General features: G+C 41.7%; 21 protein-coding genes, 1 pseudogene and 1 riboswitch. All 22 genes and pseudogenes read left to right on the top strand.

All coding sequences use genetic code 11. The features are described from left to right. Window positions 1–135 precede the first annotated feature (135 nt). Window positions 136–1,632 carry an ATP-dependent helicase ComFA gene (locus CD004_RS20155; RefSeq protein ID WP_102264388.1) on the top strand — a complete coding sequence of 499 codons (1,497 nt, stop codon included), beginning with the start codon at window positions 136–138 and terminating at the stop codon, window positions 1,630–1,632. After that, window positions 1,629–1,826, top strand: a pseudogene (locus CD004_RS24615) (double zinc ribbon domain-containing protein); the annotation flags it as partial. The gene CD004_RS20155 and the pseudogene CD004_RS24615, both read left to right, overlap by 4 nt. 45 nt (window positions 1,827–1,871) lie before the next feature. Then, a complete protein-coding gene (locus CD004_RS20150) occupies window positions 1,872–2,333 on the top strand; it encodes a ComF family protein (RefSeq protein WP_324782975.1) in 462 nt (153 codons plus the stop codon). 32 nt (window positions 2,334–2,365) lie between these two features. Then, window positions 2,366–2,770, top strand: a complete 405-nt coding sequence (locus CD004_RS20145; protein WP_102264386.1) for a TIGR03826 family flagellar region protein — start codon at window positions 2,366–2,368, stop codon at window positions 2,768–2,770. A gap of 75 nt (window positions 2,771–2,845) precedes the next feature. Continuing rightward, window positions 2,846–3,112, top strand: coding sequence for a flagellar biosynthesis anti-sigma factor FlgM (gene flgM, locus CD004_RS20140; RefSeq protein ID WP_102264385.1), 267 nt, complete (start codon window positions 2,846–2,848; stop codon window positions 3,110–3,112). A 57-nt stretch (window positions 3,113–3,169) separates the two neighbouring features. Beyond that, window positions 3,170–3,640: a flagellar protein FlgN gene (locus tag CD004_RS20135; RefSeq protein WP_102264384.1), complete on the top strand. Its 471-nt coding sequence runs from the start codon at window positions 3,170–3,172 to the stop codon at window positions 3,638–3,640. A 17-nt stretch (window positions 3,641–3,657) separates the two neighbouring features. Continuing rightward, window positions 3,658–5,205: a flagellar hook-associated protein FlgK gene (gene flgK, locus CD004_RS20130; RefSeq protein WP_102264383.1), complete on the top strand. Its 1,548-nt coding sequence runs from the start codon at window positions 3,658–3,660 to the stop codon at window positions 5,203–5,205. Between the two features lie 10 nt (window positions 5,206–5,215). Continuing rightward, window positions 5,216–6,106: a flagellar hook-associated protein FlgL gene (gene flgL / locus CD004_RS20125; RefSeq protein WP_102264382.1), complete on the top strand. Its 891-nt coding sequence runs from the start codon at window positions 5,216–5,218 to the stop codon at window positions 6,104–6,106. A 49-nt stretch (window positions 6,107–6,155) separates the two neighbouring features. After that, on the top strand, window positions 6,156–6,710 hold the full coding sequence (locus CD004_RS20120; RefSeq protein ID WP_102264381.1) for a DUF6470 family protein: 555 nt from the start codon (window positions 6,156–6,158) through the stop codon (window positions 6,708–6,710). Window positions 6,711–6,738: 28 nt separating this feature from the next. Beyond that, complete coding sequence (gene fliW / locus CD004_RS20115) at window positions 6,739–7,179, top strand: flagellar assembly protein FliW (RefSeq protein ID WP_102264380.1); 441 nt, start codon at window positions 6,739–6,741, stop codon at window positions 7,177–7,179. A 6-nt stretch (window positions 7,180–7,185) separates the two neighbouring features. Continuing rightward, entirely contained in the window at window positions 7,186–7,404 is a 219-nt protein-coding gene (gene csrA / locus CD004_RS20110; protein ID WP_102264379.1) for a carbon storage regulator CsrA, read from the top strand. 152 nt (window positions 7,405–7,556) lie between these two features. Further along, window positions 7,557–8,369, top strand: a complete 813-nt coding sequence (locus CD004_RS20105) for a flagellin N-terminal helical domain-containing protein (protein WP_102264378.1) — start codon at window positions 7,557–7,559, stop codon at window positions 8,367–8,369. Window positions 8,370–8,436: 67 nt separating this feature from the next. Next, window positions 8,437–9,507 (top strand): glycosyltransferase, encoded by a 1,071-nt coding sequence (locus tag CD004_RS20100; RefSeq protein WP_102264377.1) that lies wholly within the window; start codon window positions 8,437–8,439, stop codon window positions 9,505–9,507. A gap of 251 nt (window positions 9,508–9,758) precedes the next feature. Continuing rightward, a riboswitch (cyclic di-GMP riboswitch) is annotated at window positions 9,759–9,846 on the top strand. Between the two features lie 80 nt (window positions 9,847–9,926). Beyond that, window positions 9,927–15,020 (top strand): OmpL47-type beta-barrel domain-containing protein, encoded by a 5,094-nt coding sequence (locus CD004_RS20095; RefSeq protein WP_102264376.1) that lies wholly within the window; start codon window positions 9,927–9,929, stop codon window positions 15,018–15,020. Between the two features lie 117 nt (window positions 15,021–15,137). Then, entirely contained in the window at window positions 15,138–15,509 is a 372-nt protein-coding gene (gene flaG / locus CD004_RS20090; protein ID WP_102264375.1) for a flagellar protein FlaG, read from the top strand. 46 nt (window positions 15,510–15,555) lie between these two features. Beyond that, window positions 15,556–17,091 carry a flagellar hook-associated protein 2 gene (locus CD004_RS20085; RefSeq protein WP_102265186.1) on the top strand — a complete coding sequence of 512 codons (1,536 nt, stop codon included), beginning with the start codon at window positions 15,556–15,558 and terminating at the stop codon, window positions 17,089–17,091. 30 nt (window positions 17,092–17,121) lie between these two features. Continuing rightward, window positions 17,122–17,523, top strand: a complete 402-nt coding sequence (gene fliS, locus CD004_RS20080) for a flagellar export chaperone FliS (protein ID WP_102264374.1) — start codon at window positions 17,122–17,124, stop codon at window positions 17,521–17,523. Next, window positions 17,523–17,867: a flagellar protein FliT gene (locus CD004_RS20075; RefSeq protein ID WP_102264373.1), complete on the top strand. Its 345-nt coding sequence runs from the start codon at window positions 17,523–17,525 to the stop codon at window positions 17,865–17,867. Before fliS ends, CD004_RS20075 begins: the two co-directional genes overlap by 1 nt. A 9-nt stretch (window positions 17,868–17,876) precedes the next feature. After that, complete coding sequence (locus tag CD004_RS20070) at window positions 17,877–18,188, top strand: DUF8042 domain-containing protein (RefSeq protein WP_102264372.1); 312 nt, start codon at window positions 17,877–17,879, stop codon at window positions 18,186–18,188. Window positions 18,189–18,362: 174 nt separating this feature from the next. Further along, window positions 18,363–18,908, top strand: coding sequence for a ribosome hibernation-promoting factor, HPF/YfiA family (hpf, locus tag CD004_RS20065; RefSeq protein ID WP_102264371.1), 546 nt, complete (start codon window positions 18,363–18,365; stop codon window positions 18,906–18,908). A gap of 116 nt (window positions 18,909–19,024) precedes the next feature. Next, window positions 19,025–19,867: a DUF1028 domain-containing protein gene (locus CD004_RS20060; protein ID WP_102264370.1), complete on the top strand. Its 843-nt coding sequence runs from the start codon at window positions 19,025–19,027 to the stop codon at window positions 19,865–19,867. A 216-nt stretch (window positions 19,868–20,083) separates the two neighbouring features. Further along, window positions 20,084–22,597 (top strand): preprotein translocase subunit SecA, encoded by a 2,514-nt coding sequence (gene secA / locus CD004_RS20055; protein ID WP_102264369.1) that lies wholly within the window; start codon window positions 20,084–20,086, stop codon window positions 22,595–22,597. The last annotated feature ends 80 nt before the right edge of the window (window positions 22,598–22,677 follow it).

Genomic DNA, 22,677 nt, shown 5'->3' with positions numbered 1-22,677 from the left:
TTATTTTATCCACAGAAAAAAGCGTTATCATTCTCTTATTCCTCAATTGAAAAATACTTATCAACAAAATAACTCACATTATCAACAGAAATATCATATTATCCACATAACAATTCACAAAGGCTGTGATTAACTATGAAATTTTTATTGGAAGACGGTAAGATTATCCCCACAGTAAAGCCCCATTCAGATGACAGGTATCATATTATCTCCAAGCTTCCAGACATTCCATCAGTCCCGAGGAATCTTTCGTTTATTGCTAATCCTGCCTTGCAAAAGATGCTGGCAGGGAAGCAACTTCTTGTTGATGAAATTCCCTTTTCTTTAGAAGAAATCCACGAGCATTATGAAAATGGGCATTTAGTTTACCGTAAAGGGCTGGAGATTAATGATAAAAAGCTGAAGTGTGAAAGGTGCGGAGCGACTGATCCAGCTTATTTTGCCGATATGCCTTGTTCACATTGTGGCGAAACGGATTTGTATTGCAGGAAGTGTTTGATGAGGGGGAGGGTGAGCGGATGTACCCCGTTGATTAGTTGGTCGGGACCTGCTCCTGAAATCACAGCGCCACCAGGCCGGCTGGAATGGGATGGCCAGTTATCAGAAGGTCAAAAGTTAGCCTCTGAGCGAGTGGTTGAAGCTGTTGAAAACTTTTCTGAGCTTCTTATTTGGGCTGTGGCAGGAGCAGGTAAGACTGAAGTATTATTCGCCGGGATTGATAGGGCGTTATCCACAGGAAAGCGAGTGTGTCTGGCGACTCCTCGAACTGACGTTGTTCTGGAACTAGCTCCTCGGCTGGAAAAGGTATTCCCGAAGGTGAAAATAACCTCATTGTATGGTGGTAGTGATGACCGGCACGAATACACCCAACTAACCATCGCAACAACCCACCAATTAATCCGCTTTTATAAGGCATTCGATTTAATCATTGTTGATGAAGTGGATGCTTTCCCTTACTCCGTTGATGAAACCCTTCAATATGCAGTTGAACAGTCGAGAAAACCACAATTCACACTCATTTATCTTACAGCAACACCTAGCCAGAAATGGCAGCGGGAATGCCGTCTTGGAAAAAGAGAGTATGTCACTATCCCAGCGCGATTTCACGGAAAACCACTACCAGTACCGAGCTTTGAATGGGCTGGGAACTGGGAGAAAAAGCTTTCGAAGGGTAAACTTCCGGCAAATTTCGTTAAATGGATTGAAACTCGACTTGTAAGTGGTAACCCAGCCTTAGTGTTTGTTCCAAAAATAGTGTCTATGGAAAAAATCCTTTTACTTCTCCGACACATACATCCCCTAATCGAATCCGTCCATGCTGAAGATCCCATACGAAAAGAAAAAGTAATAAAAATGCGCCAAAAAGAAATTCCCGTTCTGCTCACTACAACCATACTCGAACGTGGCGTAACCATCCCGAATGTCGATGTCGCTGTGATTGGGTCAGAGGATAGGATCTTTACTGAAAGTGCCCTTGTCCAGATTGCAGGACGTGCTGGAAGGAGTACTGAGTTCCCGACAGGTGATGTCACTTTTTTTCATTATGGAAAAACTGAAGCGATGGTCAATGCGAAAAATCAAATCATCAAGATGAATAAGGAAGGAATCAAGAAAGGGCCGCTTGATGTATGAAGATTTTTTGTTTGTTATGTGATGGAGAAATAGAATCAGAGTTTACTTGGAGAAGTATATTTACTCATGAGCAGCATAGCAGGCTCTGTCAGAAATGTTATGAGAAATTCGAGCGTATTAGTGGTGAGACATGCAATATTTGTGGAAGGCCGTTTGCTTTATTGGACGCGGAGTATCGGAGCGGGGAATTATGCTTAGATTGCAGACGTTGGGAGGAAGATGAGTTCTGGAGAGGGAGTTTGGACAAGAATACCTCTCTGTATAGCTATTCAGATTTTACGAAAGAAGTCATTGCTAAATTTAAATTTAGAGGAGACTATGTGCTGGCAAAGATTTTTACTGCGGACTTTTTAAAAACTTTGCAAGCTTTCCAATACGATTACCTTGTTCCGATACCATTAAGTGAAGAACGACTATATGAACGTGGATTCAACCAGTCCGAGGCAATTATTAGGGTGGCAGGACTGGAACCCGCATACTTATTGTCAAGGGTTCATACTGAAAAACAATCAAAGAAATCAAGAACAGAAAGAATCCATCTTAACCAGGTTTTCAGAGTGGATTCAGTTCATGATTTAAGGGGTAAAAAAATCTTGATTGTTGACGATATATATACTACAGGCTCAACACTACGGCATGCATCCAGGCTATTGAAGGAAAATGGAGCAGACAAGGTGTACTCGTTAACTTTGGCGCGTTGAGCAGATATGATAAGATTAGAGGAGGAAGGACATTGGAACTTGTAAATTGTCCTGATTGCGGAGAGATCTTCGTTAAAAATAAATTTAGAGATATTTGTGACAAGTGCTTGAAAGCAGAACAGAACGCATATGATACTGTGTCAAAGTTCATGAAAAAACGTGAAAATCGCGCAGCGACGATGCTCCAGGTTGTAGAAGCAACTGGAGTTTCGGAAAAACTGATTTTAAAATTCATTAAAAATGGCAAGCTGCAAATTGCCCAGCTTCCGAATCTTGGTTACCCGTGTGATAAATGCGGAGCAATTATAAGAACAGGGAGACTTTGTGAATCTTGTGCCGGCGCAATCAAGTCCGACTTGCAGGTTCATGAACATGAGGAACAGAGGAAGCGGGAAATCAATAACCGTACTGCGACTTTTTTCACTCATAGAGATTAGGCAAAAAGATTTATTAAAAAACTCTTTTGCTTGCCGATAATAAAAATAGAATCGTTCTGAAAGCGAGGGTTAGACATGAAAATAAATAATATAGGCCCATCAGGGATCAATCCATATAAACGCCAGATGAACAAACTAGATGCAGCAGCAAGTACGCAAAACAAGAAAGCTGATAAAGTAGAGATTTCTTCTACGGCAAAGGAAATGCAGCAGCTTTCTCAAGTATCCGTCCAGCGCCAGCAAAAGGTGGAAGAACTGAAACTTCAGGTTGAAAACGGTACTTATAAATTGAATCATAAAGAAACAGCTAAAAGCATCATTAATTTTTATCATAATAAATAGAGTAAATACTCGTCTTCCTGGCGAGTGTTTCTTTATGCCTAGAAGGGGGGGCAGTCTATGTCTGCTGAATCACTTGTTGTCATCATGAACAAAATGCTCAAATTGCATAAAAGCCTTTACGAACTAACCGTGAAGAAGACGGACATCGTGAAAAAAGGAGACACAGCTGCCCTCGATCAGCTTCTGAAGGATGAACAGTCGCATATAGCGGCGATTAATAAGCTGGAGCAAGAGCGGCTGGCAGTATCTAATGAAATAATACCTGCTGCGTCTTTACAGGAAATAGCAGAGGCAAATCCTTCGGGAAAAGATCAACTTCTAACCATCAAAGAAGAACTGGTGGGAGTCATCTCGGAAATAAAGGCACGAAATGAACTGAATCAGCAATTGATCCATCAGTCACTGCAATTCATTAACTTTTCTAAAAGCCTTGTGATGCCACAGGAAAAGGAAATCAACTACGGACCACCTGCCGGCAAGAAAGCAAAGCCTAGCCAATCGCCGGGGATGTTCAACTCAAAAGCATAACAAATGGAGGAACGAAAATGCGTTCAACCTTTATGGGATTAGAAACAGCGCGCCGCGGTATGTTCACGCAGCAGAGCGCTTTACATACAACCGGACATAATATTGCCAATGCCAATACGCCTGGTTACACTCGTCAGCGCATTAACTTTGAGCAGACTGAGCCATATCCAAACGCATCACTTAACCGCCCCCAGATTCCGGGGCAGGTTGGTACTGGTGTAAAGGCTGGGTCGATTCAACGGGTGAGGGAAAGCTTTCTGGATATCCAGTACCGCAGTGAAAATAATAAGCTAGGTTACTGGGAAACTAGGGCAGAGGCATATACGAAGCTTGAAGAAGTTTTGAATGAGCCTTCAGAATCTGGCCTCGCGAAGACGATGGACCAGTTTTGGCAGTCGCTGCAGGATTTAGCTGTAAACCCGACAAATCCTGGTGCTCGCTCAGTTGTTCGCCAGCGTGGAATTGCCGTGGCTGAGACTTTTAACTATCTGCACAATTCTCTTTCATCAATTCAAAGAGATTTAAAGAACGAGATCTCTGTTTCTGAAAAAGAAATCAATTCTTTAACTTACCAGATTAGTAAGATTAACGGTCAGATTGCAGACGTAGAGCCACATGGCTATTTGCCGAATGATTTATATGATGAGCGCGACCGTTTGATTGATCAACTGGCTTCAATAGTGAACATTAAAGTTGATTATACAAACTCAGGTGGCGGCTCACTTAAAATGGCCGATGGACAGGCTGTCATCAAGATGGTAAGCGACAGCGGGAAAGAGCTTGGAATCCTTGTCAGCGGCGAACGTAATAACAATGTAACTGTAAACTTCGATGGAGCGGATGAGTCCGTTAAGTCGGTTTCAATTGGGCAATCCAGTTTTAATTTTACAGAATTAAAATCGACAGGAAAACTTAAAGCCTTAGTAGATTCATATGGTTATGAAGAGAACGGAAAACTAGTGGGCGTTTATCCTGACATGATGAAGGAATTGGACAACCTTGCCTTTACTTTTGCGACAGAGTTCAACAATGTGCACAAAGATGGAATGAGCCCGAATGACATCGCTAATCAGACGAAGGCTGGCAACGCATTTTTTGCTGATTCCGAGAATGCTGACCTTCAGCGTAAAGGGTATGCAAGCAGAATTCAATTAGCAGATGCTATCGATCAGAGCTTAGATAATATCGCAACTGCTGATGGATCAGATATTGCGAATGCAACAATCGGTGATTCTACTAATATCTTAAAACTTGCGAACATCATTAACGATAAATTTGATTATGGCGGCGACAACGAACAAGCAAACTTCCGCAATTACTATGAAGGTGTAATAGGGGGTATGGCCGTTAAATCTCAAGAGTCAGTCCGTCTAACGCAAAACAGCGGTTCCCTTAGGGAAACAGTTGAGAATAGAAGAAAGTCAGTCAGCTCTGTATCACTAGATGAAGAAATGACAAATATGATCCAGTTCCAACATGCCTACAACGCATCAGCCCGGATGATTACCCTCCAGGACGAAATGCTCGATAAAATCATCAACGGCATGGGAACCGTAGGGAGATAGGTGAAATAAAATGCGAATAACACAATCAATGCTTTCTTCCAATTCATTACGGAATCTTAGCGAGAGCTATCGCCGAATGGGACAGTACCAGGATCAGCTGGCGACAGGCAAAAAAATTACAAAACCTTCCGATGATCCGGTTGTGGCGATGAAAGGGATGTTTTATCGTTCTGGATTGACTGAAGTGGAGCAGTATAAGCGAAACCTTTCTGAACTCTATTTGTGGATGGATAATTCTGAGGCAGGGATTGACCAGGCGAACAATGGGCTGCAGCGTGTTCGTGAGCTGGTCATTCAGGGAAAGAACGGCGCACTAAGTCCAAGTGACCGGGAAGCTGTTGCCAGGGAAGTTGATCAGATTAAAGCGGATCTAGTGCAAGTAGCGAATACAAAGGTTTCTGGCCGGTATATCTTCCATGGTACGGATACGGATAATCCGCCTGTACCGGTGGAAAACCCGCCGACAGTAGCAGTGAACTTATCCGATCCTTCTCTCAATAATTATAAAGTTGAAGTTTCACCGGGGGTATCCCTGAGAGCTAATATCAATCCAGCGAATGTTTTCAATCAGGATTTGTTCAATGTAGTTCAGGAAATTCAAACTGCATTGAAGAATGACAAGCCTGCGGATTTGGACGGTTTGTTGGGACGTTTAGATAAAACAATGGATACTTTATCCTCAGAACGTGCGGAATTAGGAGCACGTTATAATAGGCTCGAAGTAATCGACTCTCGACTAGGCCAACAGGAAGTCATGGCAAATAGGGTTCTGTCTGATAATGAAGATGCTGATATTGAAAGGGTCATTACAGATTTAAAAACACAGGAAAGTGTGCATCGAGCAGCTTTAGGAGTGGGCGCCCGGATTCTTCAGCCGACACTTTTAGACTTTTTAAGATAAGCTATTCTCACTGGGAATAGCTTTTTTTACTATGAGGGAGGAAGAGGAAATGCAAGTCCCGCAAATTCGTATCCAGTCAACACCTGGGAAAATTGAAATCAACACGATTAAGGCTAATTTAGAGATGGAGCAGCCAAAGGCGGAATTAGGCATTGAGCAGCCAAAAGCAGAACTTACAATCAACAGTACTCCTTCCAGACTAACAATCGACCAATCAAAAGCCCGCGAGGACATGGATTTAAAGAGTATATCCAGAAGAATTGAAGATGCAGCTAACCAGGGATATCAGGATTTGTTGGCGGGAATCGCCCGCGTATCACAGGATGGCGATGAGTTGATGATGATTGAGAATGGTGGGGACGTGATAGCTGAGCAGGCTAAGCGGAACAGCGAGTCTCCAATGCTTGACCTTAATATTGGCTGGATTCCATCAGCTGGCTCAGTGAAAATTAATTATTCCCCTGGGAAAGTAGATTTTAACTGGAAGGTAAATAAGCCTGTTATCAACAGCCAGACGAATAAACCAATCATCAACTATACCCCTGGAAAAGCGGAAATTACAATGAAGCAATATCCATCGTTAAAAATTGACTTTGAAGGGTAAAGGATTTTAGCTAAAGGAATGGTGAAATATGAAAATTGGAACAAAATATCATGGCGATGTAGAAATTAAAAATAATGAAGTGCTTGCCTTTGACAAAGGAGTACCGGGTTTTTTGGATGAAAAGCAGTTTGTGCTGCTTCCTTTATCCGAAGACAATATTTTTTATGTGATGCAGTCGGTGGCTACTCCTGCTCTGGCCTTTATTTTATCAAATCCTTTTAATTTCTTTAAAGAATATGATTTTAAATTAGAAGATACAGTTGTAGAGGAGCTAGGCCTAGAATCAGAAAAGAATGTCCAGGTATACTCCATATTAACTGTTCAAGATCCGTTTGAAAAAACAACAGCAAACCTTCAAGGCCCGATAATAATCAATATTAAAAATAATAAAGCAAAACAAGTAATCCTGCATAATGAGCAATACTCTACAAAGCACCCAATCTTTGAAAAATCAAAAGTGAAAGGGTGATGAAAGATGCTAGTGCTGACAAGAAAAAATGGAGAGACGATAAAAATTGGCGATGACATCGAAATCACAGTGATTTCCTCAAAAAATGATCAAGTCAAAATAGGCATAAACGCCCCAAAGAATATAGAAGTATTCCGAAAAGAAATACTCGATCAAATCCAGAGTGAAAATGAAGAAGCGGCAAAGGATATTTCCACTGTACTCGACTTTATGAAAAAGAAATAAAAAAAGAAAAATTATAAAAAACTATTAAACAATTTTTCCTCCTGACGATAAAACTAGTGTAAGAGAAATAAGGGCGGCCGACCTTGTAGCTCAGACAAAATAAAATCTTGTTCACATGGATGTGAACACCAAATTCAAGGAGGAAACAAACAATGAGAATTAACCACAATATCGCGGCTCTTAACACGCACCGTCAGTTATCTAGTGCTTCTAATGCACAAGGAAAGAATATGGAGAAGTTATCTTCAGGTCTACGTATTAACCGTGCTGGAGATGATGCAGCAGGTCTAGCAATTTCTGAAAAAATGCGTGGGCAAATTCGCGGCTTGGAACAAGGTTCAAGAAATGCCCAAGATGGAATTTCAATGCTTCAAACTGCTGAAGGAGCGTTAAATGAAACGCATTCTATTCTTCAACGTATGCGTGAACTTGCTGTACAATCATCCAACGATACGAATGTAACTGAAGATCGTGCGGCAATTGATAAAGAGTATCAAGCTTTAGCGACTGAAATTACTCGTATTTCTGACGATACTGAGTTTAATAAACAAAAACTTTGGGATGGAACTACTACTTTAGTTGATTTTCAAGTTGGACCAAATGCTGCGCAAAAAATCTCATTTACTTTTGAGGACATGGATGCTGCAACAATCACAGGTGGGATTGGAGATTTAACCTCTAAGGCTAACGCACAAACAGCTATTGGAGCATTAGACACAGCGATTGCAAAAGTTTCCACTGTACGCTCTGACTTAGGTGCTACTCAAAATCGTTTAGAACACACTATCAACAACTTGAACACTTCTTCTGAAAACCTGACTGCTGCGGAATCACGTATTCGTGATGTTGACATGGCGAAAGAAATGATGGATCAAACTAAGAACTCTATCCTTTCTCAAGCTGCTCAAGCTATGTTGGCACAAGCTAACCAACAGCCACAAGGTGTATTACAATTATTACGTTAATTTTAGCGAAAAGGACCTTAGATATTCTAAGGTCCTTTTATTAAAAAAAGGCCAAGGAGATAAATGATTGAAAACTTTAGCTTTAATAATGATAGTGAAAAATGAACAAAAAAAAATCAAAAGATGTATTGATAGTGTAAAAGACTTTGTAAGTGAGATAATTATCGTTGATACAGGTTCCACAGATAATACACGAGATATAGCATTAGAGAAAGGCGCGAATGTATTTGAATATGAGTGGAATCATAATTTTTCCAATGCGAGAAACTTTAGTATAAGCAAATCCACTTGTGATTGGAACTTAGTCTTAGATGCTGATGAGTATATCTTATCTGGTCATCATCTCTTAAACGATTTTATAAACAAAAGTGACAATGAAATCGGTAGGATTAATATTTTGAGTAAATATTTAGTTAATGAACAAGAACAAATTGAGTCATCCTATGTTTCTAGAGTTTTTCCTAATAACGGAATTTTTTTTACGGGAAGGGTTCATGAACAGCTAGACACCGATTTGCCGAGAGTTAATATCCCTGTTGAAGTTTCACATGATGGTTATTATCAAACTGATAAAACAGAAAGGAACCTACCGTTACTATTAGATGAGTTAAGTGTATCTCCAAATGATGATTACATACTCTATCAAATTGGTAAGCAATATTATTTGAAGCAAGAATATATTAAAGCAAACTCTTACTTTGATCTTTCATATAAAAAAATAAGCAATAATGTTAATTATAAAAATAAAATGGTAATTGATTATATTTATAGCTTGATCAAAAGTGGGAATTTTGAACTTGGTTTGCAGATTATTGAGGAAGAAAAAAACAACTTATTGTTTTCTACAGACTTTCACTTTATATGTGGTGTGTTTTATATGGAGTTAGTATTTAGTAATGTAAATAAATACATAAACTTCTTTCCTTATATCGAACGTGAGTATTTGACATGTCTAAATATAGATAAAAACAAAAAACAAGAGATGGTTATGGGTACAGGAAGTTTTTTAGCCCTTTATAATCTCGGTACTTTATACGAATCTACTGGTAATATTAGTAAGGCAATCGATTGCTATAAAAAGTCATGGGAATATATGTATCAACCTGCTCGGAAAAGGATAGAAGCATTGAGGAACTAACAACATGATTTAGTTTCGTAGGAATGTATTAAATTAATATAACAAGAAAATTATAGATGGTTTATCTAAGAAGCCAAATCAATTCCTAGTTAAAAACAACAAGGTAAATTAGGTTCTTTGGTTGGATCCTACCCTGGATAGCGTCCTGTTGCAGGGGGTATTTGAATATTCAACATACAAAATATAGTTACTTATACCTATTAATTAAAGTTTTTTAAAAATGTATAATAGACTAAACTCACAGAAATCCAAAGTGAAAAAGGCAAACTATGGGAAACTGTAGGACGCAAAGCCAGGGGCCTGTTCCGCTTTATTAGTGGATGGCAGCCGGTTGCCGCAAGGAATCATGGTCTATTTACCTATGAACCTTGTTTGAGGTTCTTTTTTATTTGGAGTCTGTCCAAAGGTGGGACTATGGAATGAAAGGTTTATTTTCAAGGAAGTTGACTTTGCTGGCAGTAATCCTTATCGTGTCTCAAAGCTTCTTTCCGCTTGTAAATGCATTTGCTGCCTCAACCGCTCTGCCTCCAAGTAATCTCGCAGCACAATATGTCACTCCGGACGATGTTAAGCTAACGTGGTCGGCGGTTTATGGGGCAACTGGCTACAACGTTTATGAAATTACCGAAGGTCAGCTGCTGCTTCGTGACAAAACGACTGCTCCTAGTTATACTCTGAACAATCTAGCTGAGGGTTCATACCGCTATGTAGTTTCAACGCTAACTTCTGAAGGGGAATCAGGCCCGAGTGCACCTGTTTCTGTTGAAGTCGTATATCCAAGTATGTCCGAGCCTTCCGCGCCAACATACTCGGTTACCAACGGAAATGATCTGACCCTTACTTGGGCAGCAGTTCAATATGCAGAAAAATACAACCTTTATCAAATCTCGGAAGATGGAGAACAAACGCTTATTTCGTCACTAGCAGCCAGGACATATAAAATCACCAATATGCCGGAAGGGAAATATAGTTTTGCGATTTCAGCTTCGAATTCCTTATATGGTGATTCTGTCCTTTCCCAGCAGGTGACAGTTGATCTTTTACTCCCTGAAATGTCTGTGCCAAATAATTTTACTTATTCTTTATCTAATGGCAGTGATATCACTCTGAAATGGAATTCAGTAGCTTATGCTACCAACTATAATCTTTATGAGTTCTCCGATAATGAGAAATCATTAAAAAGCACGGTTAACGGGACAAGTATTAAATTGACTGGGTTATCTGCGGGTGAATATAATTATGAAATCCGCTCCAACAGCGACCGGTTTGGTGAATCTGCTGAAGGCAGCCAACTGAAAGTAGTCATAGGTGATGTCATTATGGAAGCACCAGGAAGCTTGGTCTATAAACTTCAAAACGTCAATGATATCGTCCTTACATGGAACACGGTGCAAAATGCGAATACCTATAAGGTTTATCAGCAAGTTAACGGAGAAAAAGTTTTAAAGAGTACAGTCTCAGGAACAACGGTCACTTTCCCAAATGCACTAGAAGGTGAGCATGTATATGAGATTCACTCCTATTCCAATATCTATGGAGAGTCGGGAAATGGAACGAAGGTAATTGTTCCTGTTGTTCATCCTGTAATGCTGCCCCCTGAAAATATGACTGGAACAGTAAAAGATGATAAAGATATTACATTAACATGGAATATAGCAGATAATGCAACCAATTATAAAGTTTACCAAATAATTGACGGCAAAAAAGTTTTAAAAACTACGACTACCGCAACAAGCGTTACATATTTCAATCTGCCATCGGATGAATACAGCTACGTTGTGCATTCCTATTCGTCGAGGTTTGGAGAATCAGCAGAAGGTGCGAAATTGACAGTGACTGTAAACGGAAAAACAATGCTGGCACCGTCAGACCTTACTCACACAGTAACAAACGGGAATGATGTAAAACTAAGCTGGTCTTCGGCAGAGAACGCCACAAACTACAAAATTTATCAGGTTATTGGTGGAGAAAAGGTCTTAAAAAATACAATCACTGGAACTTCTATCATTTATTCGAATCTTCCAGAAGGTGACTATCAATATATTGTTCACAGTAATTCATCCTTATTTGGGGAATCTGAAAATGGAGCAGAAGTGAAGTTTTCATTAGTGTATCCTGAAATGGGAACACCTGAGGAAGTGACTTATAAGATTAATAATGGCAACGACTTCGCATTGAACTGGACCTCTGTTCAATATGCAACAAGCTACAAGATATATGAAATTGTTGACAATGAAAAGATCCTTAAGTATACTGGCTCGGCTTTAAGTACAACTATTCCAAAACTTTCAGTTGGGGAACATTCCTATGTCGTCCATTCCTTTAGCAGCCGTTTTGGCGAGTCCCCTGAAGGGAAAAAACTGTCGGTGATAATTGATGAGTATACAATGGAAGCGCCGGATAACCTGACGGATAGCTTAACAAATATCAATACACTTACACTGAAATGGGATGCATCCCTGTATGTTGACCGATATAAAATTTATGAAGTAATTGATGGAGAGAGAGTCCTGAAAGCGACTGTAACAGGGGCTTCAGCTTCGATCAGCAACATTACTGAGGGTAATCACCAATATCAGGTTCATTCACACAGTGACCGCTTTGGTGAATCACCAGAGGGAACTTCTGTTACTGTCAATATCGTTTTCCCGGAAATTCAAGCACCAAAGAATTTAACCAATACGATCATTAATGGAAATGATATTGTGCTTAAATGGCAAGCCGCAGACTATGCAACAAGTTATAAAGTCTATGAAAATATCGACGGACAAAAGATTTTAAGGACTACTGTATATAGTGCATCTGCAACACTCGTAAATGTTACGGAAGGAAAGCATTCATACAGTATCGAAACCATTAGCACGCGTTTTGGTGAATCGGCTGAAAAAAGCGAGATTTCAGTTGGAGTCATTTTTCCAGATATGCAGGCTCCAGAAAATTTAAGCAAAACAATAGTAAATGGAAATGATATCTCTCTTAAATGGGATGCCTCCTTGTATGCTACAAGCTATAAGATCTACCAATTGATCAATGGAGAAAAGATCTTGAAAACAACAGTGGCAGGTACAACGGCTGTATTGGCCAATATGCCAGAGGGAGAGTATTTCTTTGAGGTGCATTCCTTCAGCAGCCGTTTTGGTGAATCAATTGAAGGAACAAAGGTTTCCTTTGAACTTATATTTCCGATCATGCAGTCTCCAGACAATTTAAACCAAAGTACCAGCAACGGGAACGACATTGTACTGAGATGGAATTCTGCTTCTTATGCAACAGCCTATAAGGTTTATGGAGTAGTTAATGGACAGAAGGAGTTATTGAGGACAGTAACAGGAACAGTAGCAAGCTTTCCGAATATGCCGGAGGGTGAATATACCTATGAGGTGCATTCCTTTAGCAGCCGTTTTAGTGAATCGCCAAAAAGTAGTGAAATCAGCTTCAAATTGACCTGGCCTGTCGTCCAGCCTCCAAAAGTTTCAGGAACCGTTTTTAATGTCAATAATATGACTTTGACATGGCCGTCGGTTGCCTGGGCTAATGAATATAGAGTTTATAAAATTACTGATGATAAAAAAGAGTTAATCTATAAAGGAACCGCTTTAAGCTATAAGATCTATAACCTAAGCGAAGATACACATTCCTTTGAGGTCACAGCCTATAGTTCTCGTTTTGGTGAATCTGTATCATCAAATCAAATAACTGAAACCATTGTTTATCCTGTTATGGAAGCTCCAATCGCTACTTTAAAGGTTATAAGCGAAACAATCGCAAGAATCTCCTGGGATTTCGTCACATATGCCAACGGCTATAACATTTATGAACTGATTAATGGCAAACCGGTTCTCGTAGCTGAAAAGGTGAACAACTTATCCTATACGCTCTCAAATCTGACTTACGCAAACCATCTTTATTACGTAACATCATACAGCAACTCCTTCGGGGAATCTAATCCTTCTGAAACGGTGCTGGCAAAGCTGATCATCGACGAGGAATCGCCGATAACAACGTCTGATGTGAAACCGGATTGGACTAATAAAACGGCAATGGTGAGATTGACCCCCACTGACAATGAAACAGGTGTGGCAGCAACGTACTACTCATTGGACGGAAAAAAATTTCTAGAAGGTACTTCTTTTACGGTCGAGAATGAAGGCGTTCATGAAATATCCTTCTATTCAATCGATAAAGTCGGAAATAAGGAAGAAGTCCAAACAGTAGAAGTGAAGATCGATCAGACAAAGCCTCAAACTGAATCAGATTTAACAGGCGAGTGGTCGAAAGAAAATGTTGCTGTAAAACTAACAGCAGAAGACATTTTGAGCGGCACTGCTAAAACCTTCTATTCAGTGGATGGCTCTGAATACACAGAAGGAACAGAATTCATTGTTACTGGGGATGGAATTCATGAAATCATGTATTACAGTATCGACCATGCTGGTAATGCGGAAGAAGCCCAGGCCGAGAAAGTGAAAATTGATACTAAGGCTCCGGAAACGGATTCGAACATCGAAGACAAATGGTATCAAGATGCTATTAAAGTGGAGTTGTCTGCAAACGATAATCTTAGCGGTGTGGCAGCGACGTTCTATTCCTTGGATGGCATCCGCTTTTTTGAAAGTACAGAATTGTTGCTTGAAAAGGATGGAATATACACAGTTGCTTACTACAGTGTGGATGCGGCCGGAAACATCGAAGCAGCCAAAACACAAACAGTGAAAATTGACCGCCAGGCTCCAGAGACTTCCGCCAATAACTCTGAAGAATGGTACAAGGAAAACGCTGAGATTGTTCTGACAACGGAGGATAACTTCAGCGGAATTGCAAAAACATTCTATTCAGTTAACGGTTCAGAATTCACAGAGGGTAAAAGCTTTACAGTTTCTGAAGAAGGATTGAATGAAGTTTCATACTACAGCGTTGATTATGCAGGAAATATTGAAGCACAAAAAACAATCATAGTTAAGGTTGATAAAACTGCTCCAACTGTCAAAGTAGAAGTGAACGAAGAATACAGGCTTGGTTCTGCATTCACAGTTTCTTATACTGCTGAAGACGAGCACTCCGGGGTGGCTGTAGAAGAAGCAGACATCAATGGAGTTAAATACAAAAATAGCGATTCAATTATCCTTGACCAGCCAGGTGCGTACACTTTTAAAGTAACGGTGACAGACCATGCAGGCTGGACGACAACTTTTGAAAAAGAATTCATTGTCTACATTCCGGTCACCCTTGAAGTACTGCCAAAAGTAATCAAAGGAAACAAAGGCATTTTTACCGTAAAGGCCATTCTGCCTGAGGGATTCGCGGAATCTTCCTTTAAGATTTCAACGGTTACTTTAAATGGAGTTGCTCCAGTCCTTTCCAACAACGGCCTGAAAAAGCAGTCTGAGAAAGGACACTTTAAATTCGAACGTGAAGATTTCGACTGGGAACCGGGGAAGGTAAATCTTGAATTGCGCGCTTACCTGGAAAATGGATATTTAGTGAAAGGATCAGAAATCGTTACTGTAAAGTAAAGAAAAGGCTCCTCAAAGAGGGGCCTTTTTCTGCTTTAATTTTTATAAAAGAGTAAAGAGTTAACAATACATAGCCGATATAATCAATATAATACGCGCTCTAGAGGAGGCAATAGCATGATTAACCGTCTCTCTTCAGATACACCAAGTACATTCATCTATGAAACGATTAAGACGAAAATTGACACTATTGAAGGAGGTACGGCGGGTGAGAATGAAATGGGCCCGGCTGCCACTTCAGGACAAGATGGGTTTGAAAGGGTTCCAAAAGAAAAACTGCAAAACACAATAGAGGAACTGAATAAATTTTTAAGTCCAAGCCATACAGCATTGAAATTCCAATATCACGAGAAACTGCAGGAATACTATGTCACTCTCATTGATGAAAAAACAAAGGAAGTAGTCAGGGAAATCCCTCCAAAGAAAATGCTGGACTTTTATGCGGCTATGACTGAATTTCTAGGCTTTATCGTAGACAAAAAAATTTAGGGGCTGGTGAAGTAAAGTGGTTAGAATAGGCGGACTGGCAAGCGGAATGGACATCGATACACTTGTCGGTGATTTGATGAAAGCAGAAAGGATTCCATTGAACAAGCTGCACCAAAAAAAACAGCTGTTCGAATGGCAACGCGATGATTACCGGGCAATGAACAAATTGCTCGCTGATCTTGATAAGTTTGTGTTTGATGGCATTTTCCGCCAGGCAACTTTTACAAAAAAGACAGTGACAACGTCAAAAGAAAGTGCGGTTTCTGTCAGGAATATCAGTTCCACTTCGAACCTGAGCTCGAGCATCCAGGTACATAGCCTTGCAGAATCTGCATATATGACAAGTAATGGCAGCATTGTTAAAACAGGAGAAACTTTCGACCCAAGCTTGACCCTGGATAGTCAAAGAAGTTTCCTGGCGCAGGGTTTTACTAGCAATGAAATCAGGATACAATCGATTGGCAAGGATGGAGTTTTGGGAGAAGAAATACCGATAACCTTTGAACCAACAAAGGAATCTCTTAATGATGTAATCAATAAGATTAACAACTCCCAGGCAGGAGTTGTCGCATTCTTCGATAAAGCAACCGGCAAGTTTTCCATTTCTGCTAAAAATACCGGGGACATAGCAGGTGGAGCTGAAATCAACCTTAAGGGTGATTTACTGACGAGTGCGTTAAAAATGGATGATAACAACCAGATTGCTGCAGACGCAGTCGTTCCCACTGGTGAGCAGCCAAGGGGAAAAGCAGGTGTGAATGCTTCTTTTACAATTAATGGCCTGAAGACTGAGCGTTCGACCAACACCTTTGTCATCAATGGATTTGAGTATACCTTAAAGCAAATAACTGGAACAGGTACAATAACAGTAAACTCTTTAACGGATGAAGAGGCGATTTTTAAATCGGTGAAAGACTTCGTCGATAAATACAATGAAACAATTGGTAAAATCAATTCGGAGATAACTGAAGAACGGTACCGTAAATATCAGCCGCTTTCTGATGAGGAAAGGGAAGCTATGAGTGAGAAGCAAGCGGAAATGTGGGATGAAAAAGCAAAAAGCGGCATGCTCCGCAATGATTCAATCCTGTCAAGCGCATTGAATAAAATGCGGACCGACATGTATAGCAGGGTGGGTATTGGTGGAGATGGTGTAAGTGATAACTATGACCAGCTTGCCGAAATCGGAATCACGACGTCTAAGAATTACAGGGACGGAGGAAGGCTCGTCCTTGACGAGAATAAGCTCAGGGAAGCAATCAAGAATGACCCGAATGCAATTTATAAGCTTTTTACCCATGATAGCGCAGTGAAAGAAGAGCAGGGACTTGCCAGGAAATTGAGGGCCACGATTGATGAGACAATAAAAACGATTGAGGGCCGTGCAGGAAACTCATTGCGCACTAATGCGCAATTTACGCTTGGAAGGAACCTGTCAGCTATTGACAGCCAAATCAACCGCTTCGAAGACCGCCTGATTAAGATCGAAGACCGTTACTGGAGACAGTTCACTGCAATGGAAAAAGCGATCCAGAAGGCGAACAGCCAGTCTGCATACCTGATGCAGCAGTTCAGTTATTAAAAAATCCCTTTCATGAAAAGGAGAGAAAACATGGCTTTAAATAATCCATACCAGTCATACCAGCAAAATTCGGTCAATACCGCTACGCCTGGTGAGCTGACTTTGATGCTGTATAACGGTTGCCTGAAATTCATTCACATGGCAAAGCATGGACTAGAGAATAAAAATATTGAAATGAAGAATACGAATATCCAAAAGGCACAAGCGATCATTCAGGAATTGATGGTTACGCTTAATATGGACCTAGAGGTTTCTCAGAACATGATGACCTTATACGACTATATGAACCGACGCCTGATCGAAGCGAACATCAAGAATGATACGGGGATTTTGGAGGAAGTTGAAGGTCTGGTCACAGACTTCCGTGACACATGGAAGCAGGTCATCCAGGTAAACCGTTTGAAGCAATACGGCCAGGGCGGCAGAGCCTAGTGAGTGCGGTTAAACAATTTTACCGGCTCACGAACCAGTTAATTGAGCTACTGGAAAAATCGCAGACTGATCGGGATCAGAAGATTGCGCAGACAGAATCCCTTTTAGACCAGCGAGAAACCGTCATGAAAGGCATTTTCCCTCCTTATACATCTGAAGAGGCTGAATTGGGCAAAGAGTTGATTCAGCTTGATGCCAGGCTTACCCGGCTTTTAGAAGCTGATAAAGACTTGATACAAAAGGAAATAAAAGGGCTCCAGGCAAAGAAAGAGTCTAATGCGAAGTATATTAATCCATATCAAAACCTTTCCACAGACGGCATGTTTTATGATAAAAGAAAATAGGTGAATGGATTGAACGCATTAAGCGAAGAAAAGTACATCCTCGCTAAGCAATACATCGATTTGCTTGAAATAGTCGAAGAGGCGTTTGATTATATTAGAGAAAGCTTTAAGAATCCTTCATATTCTGAAGGTGATAGGAGTTTTAAACGCATTGCATTTCCCCCGATTATTAATACGAACTTTGTCTTAGGAGAAAATTTTTCAGGAACAACCTGTATTATAAAAAGTCTGCGCAGTTTACGCGCAGGAAGAAATCATTCAGCATACTCTGCATGGAAGCTTATTGTGGAGCAGGAAATGAAACCATATATACAAGTCTAACCGCCTTTAATCGGGCGGTTTTTCTATATTTGGACAAGTCACTCCAAATTTTTTACTATTCCGACAGTAAAAACAGACATAAAAATGTCAAATCTTCAGACTGTTTTTGCAGGAGTTCTTTGGGGTAAAATAGAATTAGTAATACATAGTCATATCCCAAAGGAGGAGTCCACTATGAACTACAACATTCGTGGAGAAAACATTGAGGTAACGCCAGCAATCAGAGAGTATGTAGAGAAGAAGGTTGCGAAGCTTGACCGGTATTTTACCGAGTCACCCAATGCCAATGTGAACGTTAACCTGAAAGTTTACCAGGATAAAAAAGCAAAAGTTGAAATTACGATTCCGATGAAGGACCTTGTGCTTCGTGCCGAGGAAACTCATGAAGATATGTATGCTGCGATCGATTTGATCACTGATAAGCTTGAGCGCCAGATCCGCAAGCATAAAACAAAGGTCAACCGCAAGTTCCGTGAAAAGGATAGCCTGAAGGATTACGCTCCGATTTTCACAGAAGTTGAGCAGGTTGAAGAAGATGAAGACCTCGAAGTTGTCCGTACTAAGAGTTTCGACTTGAAGCCAATGGACAGCGAAGAAGCAATCCTGCAGATGAACATGCTTGGCCACAGCTTCTACGTCTTCACAAACGCTGAAACAAACCAAACAAATGTTGTTTACAAGCGTAACGACGGCCGTTATGGTTTGATTGAAGCTCAATAAAGTTCAATAATCTTAAACTCTACCCACAGTCAGAAATTGGCTGTGGGTTTTAATTTGTTCCCAAGAAGGAAAATTTATACCGATTGCCGAAATATTTTTCATAGGAGGCGATACATATGACATTTTCAATCGTAGGTTATGATGCTCAGGAAAAAGAATGGGGAATTGCGGTACAATCTAAATTTCTTGGAGTTGGGGCAGTCGTACCGTTTGCGAAAGCGGGAGTGGGTGCTGTGGCTACGCAGTCTTACGCGAATACCGCTTATGGTCCGCAGGCGCTTGAGTTGATGGCGCAGGGAAAATCTGCTGAGGAAGCCATGGAATTGTTTACTAAGGATGACCCTGACAAGGAAATGCGCCAGGTTGGATTGATTGACGCCGAAGGAAACGGTGCAACTTTTACAGGTAAATATTGTTATGACTGGGCAGGCGGAGTTACAGGCAAGCATTTCGTGGCGCAGGGTAACATTTTAGTGGATGAAAATACAGTCAAGGCGATGGCTGAAACATTTGAGTCGACGGAAGGCTCGCTTGCTCATCGATTGCTGCAGGCTCTCAACGCCGGCCAGCAAGCAGGTGGCGACAGCAGAGGCCAACAGTCGGCGGCACTCCTTGTCGTCAAGGAGAAGGGTGGCTACGGCGGTTACAACGATCGTTACATCGATCTCCGTGTCGACGACCATCCGGAACCAATCACGGAACTCATCCGCATTTACGGCCTTCAGCAGCTTTATTTTGCAAAATCAAAACCGGAGAATGTGGTCGCAATAGAAGGAGAGGTAAAGGACACAGTCGTCCAGCATCTTAAGCGCCTGGATTATCTAAAGGCAAATCCTTCTGACGAAGAAGACCTCCACAAAGCCCTCACTTCCTACATCCACACCGAAAACTTTGAAGAAAGAGAGCAGGAGAAAGGCAAAATCGATCTGGAAGTGCTGGAGTTTATGAAAAATCAATAAATCCCTCGTCCCTCTGCCGACCGGCAGGGGGACTTTTCGCATACCTCGATTGGTTGTCACCCCTTGCTGTAAGTGGTAAGATAGTATTTAGCAATAAATCGAATTTTTCTAAAAGGGATTCGGTGCGTTTACAGCGAATCTTTTTTCTTTGGGACAATTTTTACGACTATCAACTTATAAATACAACGAGATTCAATAGATAAAAGGAGCGTCTGTATGGGGATTTTAACGAAAATTTTCGACCAGAATAAACGCGATATCAAAAGATTGACGAAAATGGCGGATCAAATCGATGCGCTTGCAGCTGATATGGAAAAGCTGTCAGACGACCAGCTCAGGGAAAAAACGGAGGAGTTCAAATCCCGTTACCAGAACGGCGCGTCTACTGATGACCTGCTGATTGAAGCGTTCGCAGTCGTCCGTGAAGGTGCGAAGCGTGTCCTTGGTCTGTATCCTTATAAAGTCCAGTTAATGGGTGGTATTTCCCTCCACGAAGGGAATATCTCTGAAATGAAAACTGGTGAAGGTAAAACCCTTACAGCTACAATGCCGGTTTACTTGAACGCAATCACAGGACGTGGCGTGCACGTTATCACGGTCAACGAATACCTCGCAAGCCGTGACGCCGTTGAAATGGGCAAGCTGTATGAATTCCTTGGCCTAACTGTTGGCTTGAACCTGAACAGCATGACGAAGGAAGAAAAGCAGGAAGCATACCGTGCCGATATTACTTATGGTACGAACAACGAGTTCGGCTTCGACTATCTGCGCGACAACATGGTTCTTTACACAGACCAGAAGGTTCAGCGTCCGCTGCACTACTGTGTTATCGATGAAGTTGACTCCATCCTGATCGATGAAGCGCGTACTCCGTTGATCATTTCCGGCTCTGCGCAAAAATCTGCAGCACTATACATTCAGGCAAATGCCTTCGTTCGCACATTGAAACGCGAAGAAGACTACACATATGATGAAAAAACGAAGGGTGTCCAGCTGACTGAGGAAGGAATCACGAAGTCCGAGAAGGCTTTCGGCATCGAGAACCTTTTTGACATCAAGCATGTGACATTGCTTCACCACATCAACCAGGCGATGAAAGCCCAGGCGAGCATGCATAAGGATGTTGATTACGTCGTCCAGGACGGCGAAATCGTTATCGTTGACCAATTCACTGGACGTCTGATGAAGGGCCGCCGCTACAGCGAAGGCTTGCACCAGGCAATCGAGGCAAAAGAAGGCCTTGAGATCCAGAATGAAAGCATGACGCTTGCGACGATCACATTCCAGAACTACTTCCGTATGTATGAAAAGCTTTCCGGTATGACGGGTACAGCTAAGACTGAGGAAGAGGAATTCCGAAATATCTACAATATGAACGTTGTCGTCATTCCGACGAACCGTCCGATTGCGCGTGACGACCGTCCGGATTTGATTTATGCAACGATGCAAGGAAAGTTCAAGGCAGTAGCCGATGATATCGCCGAACGCCATCAGGCTGGACAACCAGTCCTTGTTGGTACGGTTGCGATTGAAACGTCTGAAATCATTTCTGCGTTTTTATCTAAGAAAGGCATCAAGCATAATGTCCTGAACGCGAAAAACCATGAGCGTGAAGCGGAAATTATCGCTGAGGCCGGTTCAAAAGGCGCGGTTACAATCGCGACGAACATGGCGGGCCGTGGTACGGATATCAAGCTTGGCGATGGTGTTAAAGAAGTTGGCGGTCTTGCGGTAATTGGTACAGAGCGTCACGAGAGCCGTCGTATCGATAACCAGCTCCGCGGACGTTCTGGACGTCAGGGAGACCCTGGTGTGACGCAGTTCTACCTTTCCATGGAAGATGAATTGATGCGCCGCTTCGGTTCCGACAATATGAAAGCAATGATGGAGCGCCTAGGTATGGATGATACCCAGCCAATTCAGAGCAAAATGGTTTCAAGAGCCGTTGAATCAGCGCAAAAACGTGTTGAGGGCAACAACTTCGATGCTCGTAAGCAGTTGCTTCAGTACGATGATGTTCTTCGCCAGCAGCGCGAAATCATCTACAAGCAGCGTGACGAGGTTCTTGAGTCTGAAAACCTCCGTGAAATCGTTGAAAGAATGATCAGGTCTGCATTGGAACGCAATGTTTCTGCCCATACGCCAGCAGGCGAGGATATGGAGAAATGGGATCTGAACAGCATTCTTGACTACGTGAACGGCAACCTGCTACACGAGGGCGATATCACTGTCGAAGACCTTCGCGGCAAAGAGCAGGATGAAATTATCGAAGCCATCATGGCGAAGGTGAAAGAGCGTTATGATGAAAAAGAAGAAATGCTGACTGACGAGCAAATGCGTGAGTTTGAAAAAGTCATCGTGCTTCGCTCGGTTGACTCGAAGTGGATGGACCACATCGACCAGATGGACCAGCTGCGTCAGGGTATCCACCTGCGTGCATATGGCCAGATCGATCCGCTGCGCGAGTACCAGCATGAAGGCTTCGCGATGTTCGAAAACATGGTACTTTCCATTGAAGACGATGTTGCGAAATACATCATGAAGGCTGAAATCCGCAGCAACCTTGAGCGTCAGGAAGTTGCGAAAGGCCACGCGGTGAACCCGAAGGAAGGCGAAGGCGGCAAGGTGAAGAAGAAGCCTGTCGTCAAGTCAATGGATGTTGGCCGCAATGACCCATGTATCTGCGGCAGCGGCAAGAAATACAAGAACTGCTGCGGCAAGGCGGAATAAGTTTTATTGCACGCGGTAATGAATAATTTTTTTACATTAAGAGGGTCCGGTTATCCGGCTCTCTTTTTCCTTGGAACATA

This window comes from Mesobacillus jeotgali (assembly GCF_002874535.1).
In the GTDB taxonomy this organism is placed as follows: Bacteria; Bacillota; Bacilli; order Bacillales; family Cytobacillaceae; genus Mesobacillus; species Mesobacillus jeotgali.
The sequence above is the reverse complement of the archived record's forward strand: the minus strand, read 5'-3'. Positions and strand labels throughout refer to the sequence as shown.